Annotated in this window: 20 protein-coding genes and 1 pseudogene; 5 read left to right on the forward strand and 16 right to left on the reverse strand. The window is 33.2% G+C overall.

What is annotated here, in order from left to right; translation table 11 throughout:
• Position 1: 1 nt before the first annotated feature.
• From ACP3TL_RS07595 to ACP3TL_RS07610, 4 genes are read right to left on the reverse strand one after another with little or no spacing between them, the layout of a single operon-like run.
• Positions 2-856 (reverse strand): RluA family pseudouridine synthase, encoded by an 855-nt coding sequence (locus ACP3TL_RS07595; protein ID WP_277575800.1) that lies wholly within the window; start codon positions 854-856, stop codon positions 2-4.
• On the reverse strand, positions 856-1,665 hold the full coding sequence (locus ACP3TL_RS07600; protein WP_069818042.1) for an NAD kinase: 810 nt from the start codon (positions 1,663-1,665) through the stop codon (positions 856-858). The genes ACP3TL_RS07595 and ACP3TL_RS07600 overlap by 1 nt, the downstream gene beginning before the upstream one ends.
• Before the next feature lie 11 nt (positions 1,666-1,676).
• The gene (yjbM, locus tag ACP3TL_RS07605; RefSeq protein ID WP_002508093.1) at positions 1,677-2,312 is read right to left on the reverse strand and encodes a GTP diphosphokinase; all 636 of its coding nucleotides are present in this window, start codon (positions 2,310-2,312) and stop codon (positions 1,677-1,679) included.
• Between the two features lie 16 nt (positions 2,313-2,328).
• Complete coding sequence (locus tag ACP3TL_RS07610) at positions 2,329-2,676, reverse strand: UPF0738 family protein (protein ID WP_069818041.1); 348 nt, start codon at positions 2,674-2,676, stop codon at positions 2,329-2,331.
• Positions 2,677-2,864: 188 nt separating this feature from the next.
• On the opposite strand from ACP3TL_RS07610, the gene ACP3TL_RS07615 reads away from it, so the two are divergent.
• From ACP3TL_RS07615 to yjbH, 3 genes are all read left to right on the forward strand, one after another.
• Positions 2,865-3,449 carry a CYTH domain-containing protein gene (locus ACP3TL_RS07615; protein WP_069833068.1) on the forward strand — a complete coding sequence of 195 codons (585 nt, stop codon included), beginning with the start codon at positions 2,865-2,867 and terminating at the stop codon, positions 3,447-3,449.
• Between the two features lie 87 nt (positions 3,450-3,536).
• Positions 3,537-3,908 carry a truncated hemoglobin YjbI gene (locus tag ACP3TL_RS07620; RefSeq protein WP_285326214.1) on the forward strand — a complete coding sequence of 124 codons (372 nt, stop codon included), beginning with the start codon at positions 3,537-3,539 and terminating at the stop codon, positions 3,906-3,908.
• A 17-nt stretch (positions 3,909-3,925) separates the two neighbouring features.
• Positions 3,926-4,714 carry a protease adaptor protein YjbH gene (gene yjbH / locus ACP3TL_RS07625; protein ID WP_069833067.1) on the forward strand — a complete coding sequence of 263 codons (789 nt, stop codon included), beginning with the start codon at positions 3,926-3,928 and terminating at the stop codon, positions 4,712-4,714.
• Between the two features lie 195 nt (positions 4,715-4,909).
• Here the strand turns inward: yjbH and ACP3TL_RS07630 are convergent, their stop codons facing one another.
• From ACP3TL_RS07630 to spxA, 5 genes are all read right to left on the reverse strand, one after another.
• Entirely contained in the window at positions 4,910-5,524 is a 615-nt protein-coding gene (locus tag ACP3TL_RS07630) for an NAD(P)-dependent oxidoreductase (RefSeq protein WP_069833066.1), read from the reverse strand.
• 314 nt (positions 5,525-5,838) lie between these two features.
• Positions 5,839-7,647, reverse strand: a complete 1,809-nt coding sequence (pepF, locus tag ACP3TL_RS07635; protein ID WP_285336738.1) for an oligoendopeptidase F — start codon at positions 7,645-7,647, stop codon at positions 5,839-5,841.
• A gap of 54 nt (positions 7,648-7,701) precedes the next feature.
• Positions 7,702-8,700 (reverse strand): competence protein CoiA, encoded by a 999-nt coding sequence (locus ACP3TL_RS07640; RefSeq protein WP_277575798.1) that lies wholly within the window; start codon positions 8,698-8,700, stop codon positions 7,702-7,704.
• Between the two features lie 179 nt (positions 8,701-8,879).
• Positions 8,880-9,599 (reverse strand): adaptor protein MecA, encoded by a 720-nt coding sequence (mecA, locus tag ACP3TL_RS07645; RefSeq protein WP_069833064.1) that lies wholly within the window; start codon positions 9,597-9,599, stop codon positions 8,880-8,882.
• A gap of 345 nt (positions 9,600-9,944) precedes the next feature.
• Positions 9,945-10,340, reverse strand: a complete 396-nt coding sequence (gene spxA / locus ACP3TL_RS07650; protein WP_002483765.1) for a transcriptional regulator SpxA — start codon at positions 10,338-10,340, stop codon at positions 9,945-9,947.
• A gap of 304 nt (positions 10,341-10,644) precedes the next feature.
• Here spxA and trpS point away from each other — a divergent pair, with 304 nt between their 5' ends.
• Positions 10,645-11,634: a tryptophan--tRNA ligase gene (gene trpS / locus ACP3TL_RS07655; protein ID WP_069833063.1), complete on the forward strand. Its 990-nt coding sequence runs from the start codon at positions 10,645-10,647 to the stop codon at positions 11,632-11,634.
• Positions 11,635-11,918: 284 nt separating this feature from the next.
• On the opposite strand, the pseudogene ACP3TL_RS07660 reads toward trpS, so the two are convergent.
• The 5 genes and pseudogenes from ACP3TL_RS07660 to opp3b form a co-directional block, all read right to left on the reverse strand.
• Positions 11,919-13,376 (reverse strand): annotated as a pseudogene (locus tag ACP3TL_RS07660) (peptide ABC transporter substrate-binding protein); the annotation flags it as partial.
• Positions 13,360-14,313, reverse strand: coding sequence for an ABC transporter ATP-binding protein (locus tag ACP3TL_RS07665; protein WP_285336740.1), 954 nt, complete (start codon positions 14,311-14,313; stop codon positions 13,360-13,362). The gene ACP3TL_RS07665 and the pseudogene ACP3TL_RS07660, both read right to left, overlap by 17 nt.
• Positions 14,303-15,385, reverse strand: a complete 1,083-nt coding sequence (locus ACP3TL_RS07670) for an ABC transporter ATP-binding protein (RefSeq protein WP_069833060.1) — start codon at positions 15,383-15,385, stop codon at positions 14,303-14,305. Before ACP3TL_RS07670 ends, ACP3TL_RS07665 begins: the two co-directional genes overlap by 11 nt.
• Before the next feature lie 18 nt (positions 15,386-15,403).
• A complete protein-coding gene (gene opp3C, locus ACP3TL_RS07675) occupies positions 15,404-16,471 on the reverse strand; it encodes an oligopeptide ABC transporter permease (protein ID WP_410529805.1) in 1,068 nt (355 codons plus the stop codon).
• Positions 16,471-17,397 carry an oligopeptide ABC transporter permease gene (opp3b, locus tag ACP3TL_RS07680; protein ID WP_069818029.1) on the reverse strand — a complete coding sequence of 309 codons (927 nt, stop codon included), beginning with the start codon at positions 17,395-17,397 and terminating at the stop codon, positions 16,471-16,473. Before opp3b ends, opp3C begins: the two co-directional genes overlap by 1 nt.
• A gap of 244 nt (positions 17,398-17,641) precedes the next feature.
• Here opp3b and ACP3TL_RS07685 point away from each other — a divergent pair, with 244 nt between their 5' ends.
• Positions 17,642-18,016 carry a DUF3899 domain-containing protein gene (locus ACP3TL_RS07685; RefSeq protein ID WP_069818028.1) on the forward strand — a complete coding sequence of 125 codons (375 nt, stop codon included), beginning with the start codon at positions 17,642-17,644 and terminating at the stop codon, positions 18,014-18,016.
• 55 nt (positions 18,017-18,071) lie between these two features.
• On the opposite strand, the gene ACP3TL_RS07690 is transcribed toward ACP3TL_RS07685, so the two are convergent.
• Together ACP3TL_RS07690 and fabF are read right to left on the reverse strand one after the other, a co-directional pair.
• On the reverse strand, positions 18,072-19,304 hold the full coding sequence (locus ACP3TL_RS07690) for an MFS transporter (protein WP_069833057.1): 1,233 nt from the start codon (positions 19,302-19,304) through the stop codon (positions 18,072-18,074).
• A 267-nt stretch (positions 19,305-19,571) separates the two neighbouring features.
• Positions 19,572-20,816 (reverse strand): beta-ketoacyl-ACP synthase II, encoded by a 1,245-nt coding sequence (fabF, locus tag ACP3TL_RS07695; RefSeq protein ID WP_069833056.1) that lies wholly within the window; start codon positions 20,814-20,816, stop codon positions 19,572-19,574.
• Positions 20,817-20,821 lie beyond the last annotated feature (5 nt).

Consider the following 20,821-nt stretch of genomic DNA (forward strand, 5'->3'; position numbering starts at 1 on the left):
ATCATATCCTATTAAATATAGATTCTATTGCGCTATACTCATCATTAATCTCAATCTTTTTATACGTGATTGGATGAATAAAAGTTACGCGTACACAGCGTAATAATTGATGTGTATATATTGGATGCTTTTCTCCATATAAATCATCGCCCACGATTGGATGTCCTATATGTTGAAAATGCACACGTATTTGATGTGTCCTACCAGTTAATAAATGTACTTCACTCAAACTATAATCTTCAGAACGTTGTAGGCATTTAAAACGTGTTCTCGCTTCTTTACCCTTCACGTTAACTTGCCGTTGAATAATACTAGCTGGATCTCTTGCAATAGGTGCATCAATCAAGCCTTCATCTTTCAAACTCCCATGGCATATACATAAATATCGTTTATCAACCTGTGTCTGAGACATTAAATGATGGATAAATCCATGTTTGGTAAAAATAACGATGCCAGATGTATTCCGATCTATCCGAGTTACGATATGAGGGTTAATTGAGAGGGATGATTGTTTAAAATATCCTAATACTTGCTCGACTAAGCTCAAATGTTTATGATCTCTCGACGGTGCACAATTTTGAAGTGCAGGTTTCGATACAACAAGTAAATATTCGTCTTCATATAAGATATTCAATCTATCCGTAAAAGGCAGCAAATTCGAACTTGGCGTTTCATCCCCTAAATGAACTTGAAGCACATCGCCAATTTCTAACTGTTTTCTAACTGTAACTGGCTGTCCGTTAACAACTAAAGCGCCATTATGTTTAATGGCGCTTATAGTCCGCTTAGAATAATGGTTTTTTTGTAAAAATGTTCTTACCATTTCTGGACATTCAATATCATATGTGAATTTCATTACTCATCTTCCCCACTAGAGATAAAGGAATCATGTACTCTTTTCCAGAAAGGAAATGGTCTAAATCTAGCAAACCTTACTTTTTCATTAGCTACTCTAAATTGTATAGCATTAACATTTTTATGTTTAATACTTACATGATCAATAGTAGTTAATATCGTGTCATGGTTAACAGGTGTTATCAAACAGGTATGGTGTTTAGGCAATACTAAAGGCGAGCCTACTGTTCTAAACACTCTATTATTAATTGATGCAATTTCTGCAATTTGCATTGCTTCTAGAGATGGATGAATTAACGCGCCACCTAAGGCTTTGTTATACGCCGTTGAACCTGATGGTGTAGATACACATAAACCATCACCTCTAAATCGTTCAAATTGATTACCTCGTATGTTCACATCGACCACTAAAGTAGAACCATTTTCTGTTTTCATAGTTGCTTCGTTTAAAGCTAAATATCTTGTTTCGTAACCATTATCGTTATAACGCACAATAATTTCTAACAAAGGATATTCTATGACTTGGAATTCTGAATTATTAATTTCAATAATTAACTTTTCTACTTCATGTGGTAACCAGTCCGCATAAAATCCTAAATGACCAGTATGTACCCCTACAAACGCACAACGAGATAGCATGTGGCTATATTGATGGAAAGCTTGTAACAATGTCCCGTCACCGCCCACTGATATAACTATCTCTGGATTATCTGGGTCTTCAACCATTTGAAAATCCTTCATATGGTTAATCATTTTATGTTTCAGTGCATTCGATTTCGAATCACCTTTAGATAGTATCGTATAACGCATGATTACACCCCCTAATCATTATTATGTTTCTTAGAGCGTTTTTTAGAATAATATTTTTGTGCTTCTTGAATTTCTTCTTTAATTTCTGACATTTCTTCATCAAGTAAAAACGCTGCTTCCGCTGCCCGTTCAAGGCGATGTTGAATCTCAGGTGGGTAATCTCCATCATATTTATAACGTAATGTATGTTCAACAGTGGCCCAAAAGTTCATGGCTAGCGTTCTGATTTGAATTTCTGCTAATATTTTCTTTTCTCCTTTTAGTGTTTCAATAGGATATTCAATAATAACATGGAATGAACGGTAACCACTTTGTTTGGTATTACTAATGTAATCTCGTTCTTCCACAACTTTAAAATCTTCACGTTGTCTTAATAAATTAACTACAACTTCAATGTCATCAACAAATTGACACATTAAGCGTAACCCTGCAATATCATACATTTCTTCATGTAATCGATCAAAAGAAATTTGACGCTTATTTGCTTTATCAATAATGCTAGTCATTGGTTTGACACGGCCAGTTACGAATTCAATTGGCGAAGCATTGTCTTCTACTTCATATTGTTTTCTAAGGCCTTTTAATTTAATTTTCAATTCGTCCACCGCTTGTTTATATGGAGATAAAAATTGATCCCATTGATTCATAATGCCTCACTCCGCTTCACTCTAATTCGAAAGTATCTTCTACAACGGAAACAAACGCTTTACCATAATTTAAATTACCTTGTATGTTATCCAATATGTAATTAAATTCCCTTTCGAACTGCTGTAATTCTAATTTATCATTTATTATTATTTTCTTACCTTTGTTTTCATGTAGCATAGACCAAGTTTCTTGAACAAAAATTAAATATGAATACGATTGTCCATCATCCAAGATGTAGGCAAAACTATAATTATCACTGTCAACAAGCATTTGTCCTGCTTCTTCCAGACCTTCTGTAGACGCTTCTGTATAGCAATTGATACTATCTTCTGTTACTTTAATTTCATTTACATAAATACGCATGCTTGTTCCTCCTTATTCTTCATCATTTTAACATAATTCTATCGCACATAACACGTTACAAGGCTAATGTTACGACAACAATTTAGCATAATACCTAAAGTATTTTTAAATTTAAAATGCAGTTCAATTTAAATTATGTCGTAAGTGTTTTAGAATAAATCATTATATGCTTTAAAGGAGTGTTTCTCGTGGCAACTAACAATGAAATTGAATTCAAACAATTATTATCTCAATCACAGTACCAATCTATATATAATAAATATTTCCCAGACATGCAACCCTTCAGTCAAACAAACTATTATATAGATACTGAGCAATTTGATTTACGCTCACATAAGTCTGCACTAAGAATACGCGTAAAAGATGAATACTATGAAATGACCTTAAAGATACCTGCCGAAGTTGGCTTAATGGAATATAATTTTGAAACAGATGTTATACCCGAATTAAATAAAAAATTAGTCGAGAATGATTTACCATTAGAAATCACCGAACAATTAACTAAAATGAATGTTGACATTAATCAGCTTGTTATTCTTGGTGCTTTGACTACTTCACGTTTAGAAAAAGAAATCCATGGCAATTTACTCGTTTTAGATAGAAGTGACTATTTAAATTATCAAGATTATGAATTGGAATATGAAGTTGAAGATTATGATGATGGTTTAATTCAATTTGAAATGATTCTTGAAACATTCGATATTAAACACGAAACACCCGAAAATAAAGTACAAAGATTTTTCAATCGCAAATCAAATTTGAACAACAACTAATTGCGCACAAGTTTAAAAAGTCGAATTACTTCCAAATGTAAATATTCGTGTTATATTAGTTATATATTAAGAGAATATGGTGATAAAATGACACAGACACCTTACGAAATCATTGGACATGACGCATTATATAAGATGATTGACCATTTCTATTTCTTAGTGGAAAAAGATGACAGAATTAACCATTTGTTTCCTGGAGATTTTCAAGAAACAAGTAGAAAACAAAAACAATTCTTGACTCAATTTTTAGGTGGATCAAGCCTTTATTCAGAAGAACATGGTCATCCAATGTTAAAAAGACGTCATATGGAGTTTATAATAACAAACAACGAACGCGACGCATGGCTTGAAAATATGTATAGTGCTATTCAGCATGCAGATTTCCAAGCAGGTGTCGGCGATTATTTGTATGAAAGATTACGTTTAACAGCGAATCATATGGTTAATACCGAAAACTAATTGTAGGTGAAATGTACATGACTGAAGAATTAAAATTAATACATGCTAATAGTCGTGAAGATGCGAATCTTTCACCTGTGAGTAAGATAGAAATTTATTCTTTTTTCGACCCATTCAGTAAAGATTGCTTCAAATTATCAGCAATTCTCTCTAAATTACGTATAGAGTATAAGCAATATATCAGTATAAGACATATATTAAATCCATCTTTACGTGTCTTAACAAAATGCCAAGCGCAGAGCACATCGGACTTAGATAATATTGCACTCGCATATAAGGCTGCTGAACTTCAAGGCCGCATACGTGCAGAACGTTTTATACACCTTGTACAAAATGAAATTATACCAAAAAGAGATATAATCACTGAATCAATGGTCAATAATTGCATAAGTAATGCAGGGTTAGATTATGAAGTCTTTAAAGAAGATTTGCATAGTAGCTATTTAAAAGAAAGCTTACAAGTAGACTTGCATATTGCACGAGAAATGGAGATTGAAGAAGCACCTTCACTCGTATTCTTTAACGAAGACGTTCACGAAGAAGGTTTGAAAGTTGAAGGTCTCTATCCTTATCACATCTATACGTATATCATAAATGAACTAATTGGAACACCAATTGAAAAAAAATTACCGCCTACACTCGAAGGTTATATACAACAACAGCAATTAGTTACTAAAGAAGAGTTACTTACCATTTATGAATGGCCTGAAAAATTAATGAATAAAGAACTTAAAAAATTAGCACTGCAACAAAAGATAGAAAAACTTAAATCTCCAGATGGAAAATTTTGGAGATCTAAAATTTGAATGTGCAATAAACAGATAATCACACTTTTTTAACAAATAAAAAGATAGCCTTTTGGGCTATCTCAGAATGCCAACAAAGTCGCAGGCTTTGTTGGCATTTTTTATGCATGCTTTTCCCCAAGTATCAGTCCACATCACTATTTATATTTCGGAGCTGAGACATAGCCTCATCTTACTATAGTTTTCATTATTATTTTATTTCGCAAATACTGCAAAACGTTGTTGGATATGTTGTGCATCTACTGCTTCATCTATCATTGCTTGAGCAAAATCTGCATAACTTACATTTGAGCCAATAACTTCGTCTGCACTCAATTTATATTCTCCTGTTTTCTCACCATCATATTGGAAATCTGGTGCTGGACAAACAAATGTCCATTTTACATCTTTTCGTTTTTGTATTTCTTCTAGTGTTTTGATTTGTGCTTGGCTAGTCTTTTTAAATTGTTCAGGAAAATCTGGTGCGTCTATCAACTTCAGCGTATGTGCTTCATCTACATATAAACTACCTGCCCCACCAATAATTAACAAACGCTTGTTGCTGTTACTTACTAAATCGCCTAGATGTTTCATTGATTTACTATGTTCATCTAATTTATTTTCATCAGGTTGCCCAAAAGCATCGATAACTACATCAAATTCTGCAATGTCAGCCGTTGTTAAATCGAATAAATCTTTTTGAATCACTTGATCTGCTACTGTTTTATTTGAACTTCTTACAATGGCAGTCACGTCTATCCCTCTATCATAAGCTTCTTTTGTAATGAGTTGCCCTGCTTTACCATTTGCTGCTACAACTGCTAATTTCATATATACAACCTCTTCCTTGTATTTATTTTAAGTACAAGTTAATTCTATAACTTTAATTTTTTAAAGTCAAACGAATAGTTATTCATATTTTTGAATTTAATTAAAAAAGGATATAAAAAAACGCCGTGTCTGATTACACGGCGCTAAACAAAGGGGATGGGAGAAATTTTCTCACTTCAAACAAAGGGGTATGTTTGTTATGTGATTAATTTCATGTTTATAATATAACACGCTAAAATGCGTCTTTCAACCATTTAGTTTAAATAAAATCACTTTGTCACAAACTTGTCATATTGAAAACGAATACATTCACACTAAGCTTTCATAAGCTTTTCAAAAGCGTCTAATTTTTGTTCGAATACTTGGCAAGCTTGTTCAATTGGTTCAGGAGTTGTCATATCTACACCTGCGTTTTTAAGTATTTCGATTGGGTAATCTGAGCTACCTTTTTTCAAGAATTCATTAATATATCTGTCCACTGCTGGTTGGCCTTCAGCCAAAATTTGACGACTTAAACTTTGAGCCGCACTATATCCAGTTGCATATTGATACACATAATAATTCATATAGAAGTGAGGAATTCTTGACCATTCTTTACTAATATCTTCATCTGTTTCAACAGAATCACCAAAGTATTGTCTATTCAATTCTGCGTATTCTTCATTCATACGGTTTGCTGTAAGTGGTTCTCCTGCCTCTTCGATTTGATGAATCTTATGCTCAAATTCAGCAAACATTGTCTGTCTAAATAATGTTGCACGGAAACGTTCAAGTTCTTGATTAAGTAATAATAGTCTACGTTCATCATCTAAATGTTTGTCCATGTAGTCGCTTAATAATGCTTCATTACATGTAGAAGCTACTTCTGCTACAAAAATTGTATAACCACTTGAATTGGCTGGTTGGTTTTGACGACTGAAATAACTATGTGCAGAGTGACCAAATTCATGCACTAATGTATATAAATCACTCACTGTATTGGACCAATTTAATAATATAAAGGGATTAGTTAAATGCGCACCTGAAGAATAACCACCTGAGCGTTTACCTTTATTTTCGTATACATCTACCCAGCGATGATTTAACCCTTCTTCAACAACTTTCATATATTCTTCGCCCATAGGTTGTAAAGCTTTTACCATCCAATCTTTAGCTTCTTCATACGGCATTTCAAATTTCACATCTTTAACTAAAGGTGTATAAAGATCGTACATCTTCATATCTTCTAAACCTAATAAGTCTTTACGTAATTTCGTATAGCGATGTAATAATGGTAAGTAGTTATGCACAGTTTTAACTAAATTATCATATACTTCTTCTGGTATATGATTATTACTTAATGCTGCTGCTCTTGCAGTTTCGTAATTATGTGTTTTGGCATTAAACACATTCTTTTTCACTTCGCCAGCTAAAGTTGCGCTTAATGTATTGTTAAATGCGCCATAGGCTTTATATAAATTTTCAAATGCAGATTTACGTAAAATACGATCATCTGATTCTAAACATTTTATAAACGTACCTTGCGTTAATGAATGATGATTCCCATCTTTATCAATTGCATCTTCAAATTCTAAATCAGCGTTACTAAACATACCATATACATTATCTGATGTTGCTAAAGCATCTTGTGCCTCAGTAAGTAATTTTTCTTTATCTGCACTTAAAACATGAGGTCGTTTTTCATTAATCAGTTTCAAATCAAATGCATAACGTTTTAAATCATCATTAGATTCAATGAAATTTTGGATTTGTACTTCATCAATTTGTAAAATTTCTGGAACTAAGAAACTCCATCCAGAACTAAATTTAATAATAAGTTGATGTGCACGTGACTCGTATCCCGTGTACTTATCATTTGCAGTATCTTGATCTTGTTTTAGATGAGCATATACGTATACTTTTTCTAATTGAGAACCCAGTTCGTCTTCTAAAGCTAATGCGTTATAAAGTGTTTCTGCACTATCAGCTAAATGACCTCTAAATTGTTCTTCTTGTCCTATGTTATTTTCCACTTCTTTAAATGCTGCTTCAAAAGCCTCATCTGATTCGAAAATAGTAGTTAAGTCCCATGTATATTCAGGGTATTTACGTTCTTGTTCTTCTCTTGTTAATTGTTCAGTCATAATATTAAGTAAACCTCCTATAAAGTTCATTATTATAATTTTCTCACGTAACAATCATTTTTGCACGTTATTACGTCCAATGCTATAATTCAATTTCTGAAATTTCCTAACCATTTCCCTAGCAATTTCTTCCTTATTAACATCCCCTGTATAAAATTCATTATACTCAATTAATTTTATAAAATCACTTAACTTAAATTGTACATGCTTTAACATAAATAGAAGTTGTAATTGCCAATATACTGGATGAGATTTCACATATAATTGTTCTGGGAAAATGATACCAAGATGTTTACTTACCCATGACTCTGATAATTGTAATTGGTACATAACACTAAGACTCGGCTCAAGTACCGAACGCCTATTACGACAATGCTTCAAGTATTTAATGATTGCAGTTTCACTTAACTTTAAAGTTAAATTGTTATATTGAATATCTACATGAGTCGAGTTATGTATCAAAGCATCATTTGCAACAATCTCTCTTTTCGCAACATAACGTTTGCCACCAAGATATTGTAATATCTTATATTTGTACAGTTCTTGTGTGTAATCATTCCAAGCAATTAAATGGCGGTCTTTTAAATTAATATAAGTTCGTTCATAAGTTGTAAGCATTAAAATTTTTGTTATCTTATCATAACTTGGATTATTAATAATCCATACAACATCTAGTCCACATTTTTGTAAGGATATACTGCGTTTTTTTATATTTGATATCGTAATTCGTGAAAATTGTATTTCAATTGCTATACTGTGATTTATGATTAAATCAGGGTATTGATAACATCCTGTTATATAAGGTTCTATGGCAACATCATAATTATATTTTTCAAACCATTGAGCAAGATAGTATTTAAGACGATAGTGTTCATAAGTTTCTCCTTTATTGCATGTAAGCTCCCTTTTACTTACATGGGCAAAATGAGGTGCAATGAATTGGCCTTTTTTAAATATAACTTTATTATTACAATGCGGACACGTATATTGATGCCCTTTTTGAGCAATCATTGCTGATATGATTTGGTTACTTTCATTTCTTGCACATAACATAATTTTACCACCTCATTTTATTACACTGTTACAAACGAATCATTACTTTTAAAATATAGTAATGATAGAAAATGATTTATATACCACTGATAATTGAACATAAATAAAATAAGGTACACAAAAAGACCTGCTGAAAATTAAATTTCAACAGGTCTCAATTTTAAATAAAAAAATTTATATTATTCTGTCGCACTTGGGAAATAACGACGTACTTGCGACGCAACATTATGACTCATAATAATTTTTGCATAGTCGTTTAAATATACTTCTGATTTGTCAGTAGGATATGCGAATTCAAGTAATTGACTATAACTATCATTAATTGATTCTTGATCCACTGTTTCATCAAAATGAACAGCATAGTAGTATATATTATTAAAACTGTATAATAAATCTTCAAAGTCATCTACTGATTGATTGTTGTGATGTGCATAATCAATAACTTCTTCTAAATCGTTAAATTTAACAATTACTGTACGTGTGCTTTGTTGTTTATGGTCGTTATTTTCTTGATCGTGGTTGCTTTCTTTTTGTTGTTGACGTTGTTCAAATAAATCTTCTAAACTATCATCTTGATCAAACCTCTGTGATAATAAATCGTTCACTTGATAATCAAGTTGTTCGTTATCACCATTCTCTGACATATTAATAAGGTCTTCATTTTTAGATTTAGATATTGTTACTTCAACACCTTTTTCAAAAGCATGTACTTGTATCCATAAAGGGCCTTCAACTACAAAATCTTCTTCTTCGTTGACTTCTTCCATCATGTTCCAAAAGAACTCTTCACCACGCTTACGATTTGTCCACAAATCCTCACGTTTAAAACCTCTAGCCTCTATATCACTATATGTTATAAATAATTTAACAGTAGTATCGTCAACACGCTCTATTCTCATATCATCTCACTCCTTACAGTCGATGAATAGTAATCATTATTGTATTAGAACGTAGTAATAATTACAATTGATTTGTTTCATTAATTTTTACTATTTCCTAATTGGTCTCTTATATTAACACATACCCTAACATAAGCCAAAAAAACAGCACTAATTACCAAGTGCTGTTTCGCTTTTATCATTCTTCAATCAAATGGCCCATTGTTTTTAAAAGTCTTGAAATATAAAATAATCGGTTCATTTGACTTCACTCTGAGTCTATTTGTTATGCTAAATATAATAAAGCCATAAAGCAACATCATAAATATGCTACTTTATGGCCAATATTGTAAATTATAATTTGTTTTAGTCAACCATACGTTGCGCTTCTTGTAATTGGAACGTACGTACTTTTCTTGGTAAGAAACGTCTGATTTCATCTTCGTTATAACCAACTTGTAAACGTTTTTCGTCTAAAATAATTGGACGACGTAATAAACCAGGGTTATCTTGAATAATTGAATATAAATCTTGAAGCGGTAATGCGTCTATATCAACGTTTAACTTTTGGTAAGTCTTAGAACGTGTAGATATAATTTCATCTGTTCCGTCTTCAGTCATTTTTAAAATTTGTTTGATTTCGTCAATTGTTAAGTGTTCTGAAAAAATGTTACGCTCCGTATACGGAATGTCATGTTCTTGTAACCATGCTTTCGCTTTACGGCAAGATGTGCAACTTGGTGAAGTAAATAATGTTACCATACATCTCACTCTCCTATTTTTCATGAATTTAAATTCATTAGATTTCAATATTTATATGATTAAGAAACTTTCAAGTAAACTTCGTCTTCCTTAACCTTACAATCAAAGTATACCCTTTCAACATTAAAATTAAATGAGAATTCTTTAATTTTTATCAAAAAATTTAAAATAAAAGCAATTCTCAATAAATTCGGATAGAAATATTGATATGTCTATAGTTTAACATAAATTACAAATGATTGAAATACTGTTATAATGTACGTAATATGTATTAAATTAAATTTTAGAAGGTAGGCATCTAAAAATGGAAACATTATTTTCAGGTATCCAGCCCAGTGGTATTCCAACACTTGGTAATTACATTGGTGCATTGAAACAATTTGGTGAAGTCCAAGACGATTACAATTGTTTCTTCTGCATCGTGGATCAGCACGCAATTACTGTTCCACAAGATCGTTTGAAATTACGTAAACAAACAAGACAGCTTGCAGCAATTTATTTAGCTTCTGGTATCGACCCAGAGAAATCCACATTATTCATACAATCAGAAGTACCAGCGCATATACAGGCGAGTTGGATGCTCACTTCGATCTCTTCTATTGGAGAATTGGAACGTATGACACAATTTAAAGATAAAGCTACTAAACAGACTGAAGGCGTTCCAGCAGGTTTACTTACATATCCACCGTTAATGGCTGCAGACATCATAATCTATAACACGAATATTGTCCCTGTGGGCGACGATCAAAAGCAACATATAGAATTAACTAGAAATTTAGTAGATAGATTTAATTCTCGTTTTAACGATATATTAATTAAACCCGAAATACGCATACCAAAAGTGGGTGGTCGTGTTATGAGTTTACAGGATCCGACTAGAAAAATGAGTAAAAGTGATGATAATCAAAAGAACTTCATTTCCTTACTTGACCAACCAAATACTGCAGCTAAAAAAATCAAAAGTGCAGTAACTGATTCAGATGGTATTATAAAATTTGATAGAGAGAACAAACCAGGTATTTCTAATTTATTATCCATTTATTCTAGTTTAACGGATGAATCTCTAGAATCATTACAAAGTAAATATAAAGACTCTAATTATGGTGTGTTTAAATCAGATTTAGCAGAAATCGTAAAAACATTCTTAACAGATTTTCAAGAAAAATATGAGTATTACTTTAATTCAGATGAATTAGATACTATTTTAGATAATGGTAGAGATAAAGCTCAAAAAGTTTCTTTCAAAACATTGAAGAAAATGGAAAAAGCTATGGGCTTAGGTCGTAAAAGATAATTATAACGGGCACATTCTATTTGATTAGAATATGTTGAAATGCCAACAAAGTCAGTAACTTTGTTGGCATTTTTTGTGTTAGCTTTCCATAATTACTGTCTCATTCTGAAGTCTTCAGCCAGTGCTTTAAATACATGTATAACTAATTGAGCAAGAAATGTTGTCTCAATTTCAAATAGTAATAACTAGTAAAATTCAGTTTAATATACAAAGTAAACAGCACACCAACCTTATGTTGATGTGCTGTTTGTAATTTTTATTTTGTTTTTCAAAAACTATACTAGTTATTCTTTCTTTTCACCAGTTTCACGATCAATACTCTTATCTATTTTTACATTTTTCAGAGATGTATCTCCACCAATTTGGTGATAGATTATGCCTTTAACTTGTGGATTTGTTAAATGCGCTTCCCCTTTTTGATAAATCGGTGCGACCGGTGCGTCTTTCAACATCATTTCTTCTGCTTTCTTCATAGCAGCATTACGTTCTTCCGGTTTTTTCAATAATTTGCCATTAGCATCTTCAATTAATTGATCATACTCTTTACTGCCCCAGCCAGTATTATTCTGAGCAGCACCTGTTGTCATAATGTTTAAGAATGTTAATGGGTCTGGATAGTCTGGTCCCCAACCAGACAATGAGGCTTCGTGTGTTTCAGAAGACTCTTGATTCAAACGTTGTTTAAATGGCAATTGTTTAATTTTCATTGTGACACCAGGCAACGTTTTTTCTACTTGCGCTTTAATATATTCTGCTGAAATTTTTGAACTTGGTGTATCTTCAGTATTCATCGTAAATGTCAGATCTTTTATACCCAAGTCTTTTTTAGCTTTTTCATAATGTGCTTTGGCAGCTTCTGGATTATATGATAATGGCGAATCAATCGTTTCCGCAAAATCTTTACCATCAGGTGTTTCTGCTGTTAATTTAGAGGTGAAACCATCTGTTGCTTCCGAACCATCATTTTTAACAGCATCTACATAGCCTTCTTTATTAATTGCTTGTGAAATTGCGAGTCTCATATCTTTATTTTTAAATGCTGGTACAGTTTTTTGATTTAATTTGATATAAAATGTACTTGCTAATAAACGTTTTTTCAAACCTGCATTATCTTCATATTTATCAACCTGATCTGCTGTAATAACAGTATCATCAACAGAGCCTGTATCATATAAAGACGCACCTGCTTGTTGGTCTTTTAATACTTTATAATTAACGCGATCTAAATGAACCGCTTCTTTATCCCAATAATCTTCGTTTTTTACAAGTTGAATTTTATCTTCAACCCTCCATTGATCTATCTTGAAAGGTCCATTAAACACTGTTTTATCAGCTGTAGTACCATATTGCTGACCATGTTTTTTCACAACTTTTTCATTTTGTGGCATAAATGTACCAAACGCGAACATTTCATTAATATACGGAATTGGTTTATTTAATTCCACCTTTAATGTATGGTCATCTAGTGCTTTAACGCCTAATTCGTCCACGTCTTTTTTACCCATATTAATATCTTCCGCATTTTTCAAATCGTACATAATATAGGCATACTCAGATGCTGTTTCAGGATTCACTACGCGCTTCCAGGCAAACTCGAAGTCATGCGCAGTAACTGGATCCCCATTCGACCATTTCGCATCTTTACGCAATTTAATCGTTAACGTTTTACCGCCATTACTTTCTTTAGGCAATGCTTTAGCCACACCTGGTTGTGCTTTATCATCTTTATCTAATGTATATAGACGTTTCATGTGTTTCAGATTGCAGTGCTTCCGCTTCTTCATCTGTTGTAAATACATAATGGTTTGGTCGTACTTCATGCAATGAACGTTTGTCATTGTTTTCTGCGTCTTCTTTAAAAACTGTTCTCTTTCTCACTCTTTCACTTTCAGGGTCTGGCTGAGGTACAGCAGAAAGCAAAGATTTGGTATAAGGATGCATAGGATGATGATAAATTTCATCAGCACTACCTAACTCAACGATTTTACCGAAATGCATCACTGCAATTCTGTCAGAAATGTATTTCACCATTGAAAGGTCATGGGCAATGAATAAGAATGTAATGCCACGCTCTTTCTGTAATTTTAATAACAAGTTTACAACTTGCGCTTGGATAGAAACGTCTAATGCAGATATCGGTTCATCAGCGATAATAAACTCTGGTTGCACTGCTAATGCACGTGCAATACCAATACGTTGGCGTTGTCCCCCAGAAAATTCATGTGGGTAACGGTTCGCATGCTCTTTACTTAAACCTACTGTTTCCAATAAATCATAAACACGTTTCTTACGATCTTTAACACCAGAAGCAAGTTTATGTATATCAATACCTTCAGCTACGATATCCATAACTTTTAAACGCGGATTTAATGATGCATAGGGATCTTGAAAGATCATTTGTATTTTTTTATTAAATTTCAATGAGTCTTTACGATTTTTAATCTTTTGAATATCTACGCCTTCATATAGAATTTCTCCATCTGTAATATCATTCAGTTTAATAATGGCTTTACCTGTAGTTGATTTACCACAGCCTGATTCTCCTACTAAACCAAATGTTTCCCCTTTAAATACATCGAAAGAAATATTTTCGATGGCTCTAACTTCATTTCGCTTACCTTCATTAAAATATTGTTTTAAGTTTTTCACTTGTAATAGCACATCTCTATTATTCTCCATCGAACGACACCCTTTCTACTTGTTGAGGTTTATCGTAATTATTTGGCATTTTACGTAAACGTTTCTGCACCATTTTTGGTGGCTCGACATGAGGGGAACGTTCGTCCAACAACCATGATTTCACAAAATGTGTAGGCGATACTTGAAACCAAGGAGGTGGCGTCTTAAAATCTATATCTAATGCAAATTGACTACGCTCTGCAAAAGCATCTCCTTTAGGTGGATGTAATAAATCTGGCGGTGTTCCTGGAATAGCTAACAATTCTGTTTCTGAACCTGTAGTTAAATCTGGCATTGATGATAATAATCCCCAAGTGTATGGATGTTTAGGATCATAGAATATTTCATCTACATCTCCAGTTTCTACCATTTGCCCCCCATACATTACTGCGACACGATCTGCGATATTCGCAACCACACCTAAGTCATGTGTAATGAATATAATTGATGTACTAATTTTATCTTGAAGCTCTTTCATCAACTCTAAAATTTGTGCCTGCATTGTTACATCCAGTGCAGTTGTTGGTTCATCAGCAATTAATACTTTAGGTTCACATGCAAGTGCTGTTGCAATAACGATTCTTTGTCGTTGTCCACCTGAGAATTGGTGCGGATAAGCAGAGAAACGTTTTTCTGCATTTGGTAAACCTACTAAATTTAATATTTCTAAAGCACGTTTTTTCGCATCTGTTTTATTATAATTTCTATGCTTCATCAATGGTTCCATAACTTGTTTGCCAATCTTCATCGTTGGGTTTAAAGAAGTCATTGGATCTTGGAAGATCATAGATATATCTTTACCTCTAAGTTTAATTAATTCTTGTTCTGATTTCTTTGCTAAATCTTCACCTAAGAAATTAATTTCACCTTTTTTAATTCTGCCTGCATCACCTTGAAATAATTTAGTGATTGCTTTCGTTGTTACTGATTTCCCTGAACCAGACTCACCAACAATTGCGAGCGTTTCACCTTTATCGACAAAGAAATCAACACCTCTAACCGCTTGCACTTCCCCAGCATCGATATCAAAGGAAACATGCAAATTATTCACTTCTAATACTCGTTCTGACATAAATGTTGCCCCCTTTTATTATCTGCGCATTTTAGGATCAAATGCATCGCGTAATCCATCACTAAATAAGTAGAAGAATAAAATTAATAAACTTAATACTACTGCTGGTATAAATAATTCATGTGGGTGAATTAACAGCATCGCTCTACCTTCATTTACTAACGAACCTAATGACGTCTTAGGTGCTGGTACACCAATACCAATGAAACTTAAGAACGCTTCGAAGAAAATGGCATTTGGTACTGTAAACATAGAAGTTACTACGATAACGCCAAGTGTATTAGGTAAAATATGTTTGAATATTAATTTTAGTTTTGATGCACCTAATGTTGTAGATGCTAAAACAAATTCTTGTGTTTTTAACTTTAAGAATTCACCACGTACCACACGACTCATACCAATCCAACCGGTAAGTGCCATGGCTAAAATGATGGTCCAAATAGATGGCTCGAAAATTAATACGAATAAAATAACCACAATCAGTGTAGGTATCGAAGCAACCACTTCTATAATACGCTGCATGACATTATCTATCCGTCCGCCAAAGAATCCAGATATTGCCCCGTACACAACACCTATAAATATATCGAGCAAAGCTGCTACTACACCAATGAATAAGGATACTTGCGCGCCTTGCCAAGTTCTTGACCATAAATCTCTACCTAACTGATCTGTACCAAACCAAAAGTTCTCTGTAACGCCTGCTTCTTTATAAGCATCGACACCTTTTGCGCCTTCACCATCAAATGGCAAGAATGGTATTTTATCTAGCACAGGTATTTTAGCTGGTAAGTTACGTCTATCTACATCTTGTTCAGCAAAATCGTGTGAACTTATTAAAGGACCAATTAATGCGAGTAGTACGATAAGGATTAAACCAATCATCCCAACTACCGCTAGTTTATTTCGTTTCAATTGCGTCCATGCATCTTGCCAAAAGTTTTTACTTTCTCTTTGCATTTCCGGTTCTTTTTCAATGTCATTCTCGCTTCTAATAAAATCAGAAGCTGGTATACCTTCTGAATTATGTGTCATAACTGCATTTGAATGATCATCTGTTAATTTTTCATCTCTTTTATCAGCCATTATTTTTTACCCCCTTGTACACGGATACGCGGATCAATTAAACCGTATAAAATATCTACAATGAAAATGGAGACAATAAACAATGTACTGAATAAAATTGTCGTCGCCATGATAACTGGGAAGTCATTCGTAGTGATTGATCTCACGAATTGGTCCCCTAACCCTGGCACACCGAAAATATTTTCAATTGTCAAAGTACCAGTTAAGATACTTGCTAACATCGGTACAATAATCGTAATAACCGGTATCAATGCATTCCGTAATGCATGTCCAAATAGTACTCTCATTGTTGAATTACCTTTTGCACGTGCTAACAAGATATAATCTGAACTTAAAACTTCTATCATCTCTGCTCTTATGTATCTTGCCACCGTCGCTAGTACTGCTGCCGATAGTGCTAATGATGGCAGTATCGCGGTCGATATGCCTTCCCAACCTGCAACTGGTAACCACTGTAATCTAACTGCAAATAAGTATTGTAACAATACTGCTAAAACAAATGATGGTACTGATACTGCAATAACCGAAATGACGGTGGCTGTATAATCGACCCAACTGTTTTGCCGTACTGCTGCTATAACCCCTAAAATCAACCCTAATATCACACCAATAACCATAGCTGTCAGTCCCATTTCAAGCGATGGTAATAATCTTGGTTGTATTAAGTCCCACACAGGTTGGTTATCATATTGGAATGAGTTACCAAAATCCCCTGTAACGACATTCTTTAAATAACTTGCATACTGTACTGGAACAGGTTCATTCAAACCATACTTTTCATTTAAAATTTGCTTCTGCTCTTCATTTAATTTTTCATCATTAAATGGTGAACCTGGCATAAGCTTCATTAAGAAAAATGTAATCGTAATGATTATGAATAATGATAAAATCATATATCCCAAACGCTTTAAAACATACTTAAGCATATTTTATCCCCCTTTAAATTCAGAATAAACATTCCCTTTAAAATATTCAGAATATTTATTAACATTATACTTTTCCTTTACCCGTAAAGCAATATTGTTTTGCTTTACATTATTAAAGACTTTTTAAACAATTTATTTTATAATCTTATACAAGTGTTGATATAATTGAATTTATAGAAGTTTATATTCATTTTTTAGGTTTATTAAGTTACAATAAATTTATTGTATAATTGGAGGAGTTAATTTGAAATACATAAAAAGTTTACTAATTTGGGTTATTTTTACACCTTTACTCTCTTTATTAGTCTGGTTATTTGCTTCACATACGTTAGTGCTTTATATTAATACCTTTTTCTATATTTCCATTTCATTGGCTATCATCTTCTTTATCGTTATCGTTGTTCAAGAAGGCATTTTAGATCCTACAAGCTATGGTTTTAGAAGACTAAAATATCAACTTACTAACAAAAAACATAAAGACACACTCGAAAATGATGAGTTTTTCAAACCGACGCAAGCAAAAAAAGAAAATTATTTTGTTACGCCATGGGTTAAAATTGCATTTGTATGTAATTTATTTTATTTATTACTCTCTATTGGTATTTCTTTTGCAATATAAAAGACTGCATTAGATATTGTTCATTTTTCCACAATACTCTAATACAGTCTTTTTATTATCTTGTTTCTATATTGGGGTTAAAGAATAAAGCATAGTAAAGTAAAACAAAACCGATTAATACAACTACTGCAACATAGACTGACATCATCCATGGCAGTAAAAATGCACCCAAAATTAATCCGAATCTAGATAATACATTGGCACCATAATATGAGACCATACCAAATGTAGAATACGTACTGCGCTTGTCATCAGGTATCATTAAAAAGCGTTGCGCATTTTGAATTGGCGAATAAATTAATTCCCCTAACGTGGCAATGATTGCAAATAAACACAATATCCAAAACGCACTGGCTGACGTCAATACACTATAACCAACCGTATACAATACTATACCGATGATAAAGACCACTCTTTTAGAAGTTTGCGCTATAAGTCGATTCACTGTAAAAGTTAACGTCGCTACCACAATCGTATTGATAATCATAATGACAGTAAACATCCTTACGCCATCTATGTAAACTCCTAAAAAATGAAAGGCTTCAAACTCATCTTTCAATCTTACTACGACATATGAATTTAAACTGAGTTCTGCCATAAAAATCAGCATCATTCCTAAATTAAAAATCATATAGTATTTATCTTTTAGCACAACATGATAACTATTCACAAAATGTTTAAAGCGAGAGGTCAGTGGCTCTTTTTTATTATAAATTTGTTCTACATCATAATATTTTTCAAATAAATACCAACTCACTAACATAGCGAAGAAGAACATAATAAATAATAAATGCTTGTGACCTAAGTATAGTAATGCACCTAACATCATTCCTATCGCCGTACTAATATTAAACATCCAATAATTAACTTGATATACATATTCCCTTACCTCTTCATATATCGCATCCATGATAGCCGCTTCAAAAATAGGTTGACTCGCCGCAAATAAAATTTCAAAAATAAATACAATAGCACAAAAAATAATTAAACCGATACCGTCCATAGTTACAGTTATACTTAATATAATTAAGCATATAGCATATAAGAAATGTATATAATTAACGACTCTCTTCCTATTATAATTATCTCCTAAGTATCCACCTAGAAAAGACACGAAAAAACTAACAACAATATTTGTGATTAAAAAGGCACCGGCAAAAACCGCATTTGTTTTGCTCGTTAGATATAAAGCCATGAAGGGTAAAATCGCTTGACTCGCTACATTCAAGATGAAATCCGCTATTAGTCTTGTTTTCAAAGTGGTTGATAACGTCATAAATTTCTTCAAATCTCATCCCTCCTGACTCCGAAATTATTCCTATTATACATTAATTGTTTGTTGTGTACATACAATTTTCAAAATTAACATTTTTTCATCATAAAGTTAATAATGATAAATATGTATTCTAAGTGCAATTATCGGAAGCGTATTGATACTGAAAAAATAAAAATAAACCTAAAAAAACAGCCAGAATTTTAAATTCCGACTGTTTTCATCAATTTATATATCTTAGACATATTTCATTTAACTCTTTTAAAATGAAAGTTTATAGATTTAATCAGCGAACTTTTTCAATACGATTACGGCATTGTGTCCACCGAAACCTAAACTATTACTCATCGCGTAATTAATTTCTAAGTCTTCCGCTTTGTTTGGTACAATATCAAGATCACATTCTGGATCTGGAGAATCTGCATGAATTGTTGGCGCAATGCGACTATCTCTAATAGAAAGTGCAGAGAATATCGCCTCTAATCCACCTGTCGCACCAAGTAAATGACCTGTCATAGATTTTGTTGAACTTATCTTTAGTGAAGCAGCAGCTTGTCCAAACGTATTTTTAATTGCTTGGATTTCTGTTAGATCTCCTACTGGTGTGCTTGTACCGTGTGCATTAAGATATTGCACTTCCTTAGCTTCTATACCGGCATCATCTAAAGCAGCTTGCATTGCACGTGAACCACCTTCGCCCTCTGGTGAAGGTGCAGTAATATGATGTGCGTCGCCACTTGAACCATAACCTACAACTTCAGCATAGATTTCTGCGCCACGCGCTTGAGCTGACTCTAGAGATTCAAGAACTACGACACCAGCACCTTCGCCCATAATAAAACCATCACGACCTTCTTGGAATGGTCTACAAGCTGTTTCTTTATCATCATTTGTAGATAAGGCACGACTTGCACTGAAACCTGCTAACGCCATATGCGTTATAGGTGCTTCAGCTCCACCTGAAATCATTGCGTCTGCATCTCCACGTTGTATAACTTTAAATGCTTCACCAATTGAATTCGTACCTGTCGCACATGCAGTCACTGTCGCACCATTAGGTCCTTTAGCACCTAAATCAATTGATACTTGTCCTGCTGCCATGTCTGGAATAAGCATTGGTACAAAGAAAGGACTCACGCGTCTAGGGCCACGGTTTAATAATTGGCTATGTGAAATTTCAAATGTTTCCATACCGCCAATACCAGACCCAATCCATACACCTATTCTATTAGCAGTATCTTCGTTAATAACTAATTTAGCATCTTGTACTGCTTCTCTAGCTGCAACCACTGCGTACTGTGTAAAGCGATCCATGCGTCGTGCTTCTTTTTTAGGCATATGGTCTTCTATATTAAAATCTTTTAGCTCACTCGCTAAATGAACATTATAATCTGTTGTATCTACACGTGTAATCGTATCAATACCACTTACACCGTTTAGAGCATTATTCCATGATGTTTTTGCATCATTACCAAGAGGTGATAATGCTCCAACTCCTGTAATTACAACACGTTGTTCTTTGGTCATATTTT

It is taken from the genome of Staphylococcus caseorum, from assembly GCF_049943195.1.
Classification (GTDB): domain Bacteria; phylum Bacillota; class Bacilli; order Staphylococcales; family Staphylococcaceae; genus Staphylococcus; species Staphylococcus equorum_A.

Excerpts from the sequence above, each read along its gene's own strand:
- ACP3TL_RS07620 (WP_285326214.1), top strand. The coding sequence starts at position 3,537 with ATGACACAGACACCTTACGAAATCATTGGACATGACGCATTATATAAG.
- ACP3TL_RS07610 (WP_069818041.1), bottom strand. The coding sequence starts at position 2,676 with ATGCGTATTTATGTAAATGAAATTAAAGTAACAGAAGATAGTATCAAT.
- opp3C (WP_410529805.1), bottom strand. The coding sequence starts at position 16,471 with ATGGCTGATAAAAGAGATGAAAAATTAACAGATGATCATTCAAATGCA.
- ACP3TL_RS07640 (WP_277575798.1), bottom strand. The coding sequence starts at position 8,700 with ATGTTATGTGCAAGAAATGAAAGTAACCAAATCATATCAGCAATGATT.
- mecA (WP_069833064.1), bottom strand. The coding sequence starts at position 9,599 with ATGAGAATAGAGCGTGTTGACGATACTACTGTTAAATTATTTATAACA.
- fabF (WP_069833056.1), bottom strand. The coding sequence starts at position 20,816 with ATGACCAAAGAACAACGTGTTGTAATTACAGGAGTTGGAGCATTATCA.
- ACP3TL_RS07665 (WP_285336740.1), bottom strand. The coding sequence starts at position 14,313 with ATGGAGAATAATAGAGATGTGCTATTACAAGTGAAAAACTTAAAACAA.
- opp3b (WP_069818029.1), bottom strand. The coding sequence starts at position 17,397 with ATGCTTAAGTATGTTTTAAAGCGTTTGGGATATATGATTTTATCATTA.
- yjbH (WP_069833067.1), top strand. The coding sequence starts at position 3,926 with ATGACTGAAGAATTAAAATTAATACATGCTAATAGTCGTGAAGATGCG.
- spxA (WP_002483765.1), bottom strand. The coding sequence starts at position 10,340 with ATGGTAACATTATTTACTTCACCAAGTTGCACATCTTGCCGTAAAGCG.
- ACP3TL_RS07630 (WP_069833066.1), bottom strand. The coding sequence starts at position 5,524 with ATGAAATTAGCAGTTGTAGCAGCAAATGGTAAAGCAGGGCAACTCATT.
- pepF (WP_285336738.1), bottom strand. The coding sequence starts at position 7,647 with ATGACTGAACAATTAACAAGAGAAGAACAAGAACGTAAATACCCTGAA.
- ACP3TL_RS07595 (WP_277575800.1), bottom strand. The coding sequence starts at position 856 with ATGAAATTCACATATGATATTGAATGTCCAGAAATGGTAAGAACATTT.
- trpS (WP_069833063.1), top strand. The coding sequence starts at position 10,645 with ATGGAAACATTATTTTCAGGTATCCAGCCCAGTGGTATTCCAACACTT.
- yjbM (WP_002508093.1), bottom strand. The coding sequence starts at position 2,312 with ATGAATCAATGGGATCAATTTTTATCTCCATATAAACAAGCGGTGGAC.
- ACP3TL_RS07670 (WP_069833060.1), bottom strand. The coding sequence starts at position 15,385 with ATGTCAGAACGAGTATTAGAAGTGAATAATTTGCATGTTTCCTTTGAT.
- ACP3TL_RS07600 (WP_069818042.1), bottom strand. The coding sequence starts at position 1,665 with ATGCGTTATACGATACTATCTAAAGGTGATTCGAAATCGAATGCACTG.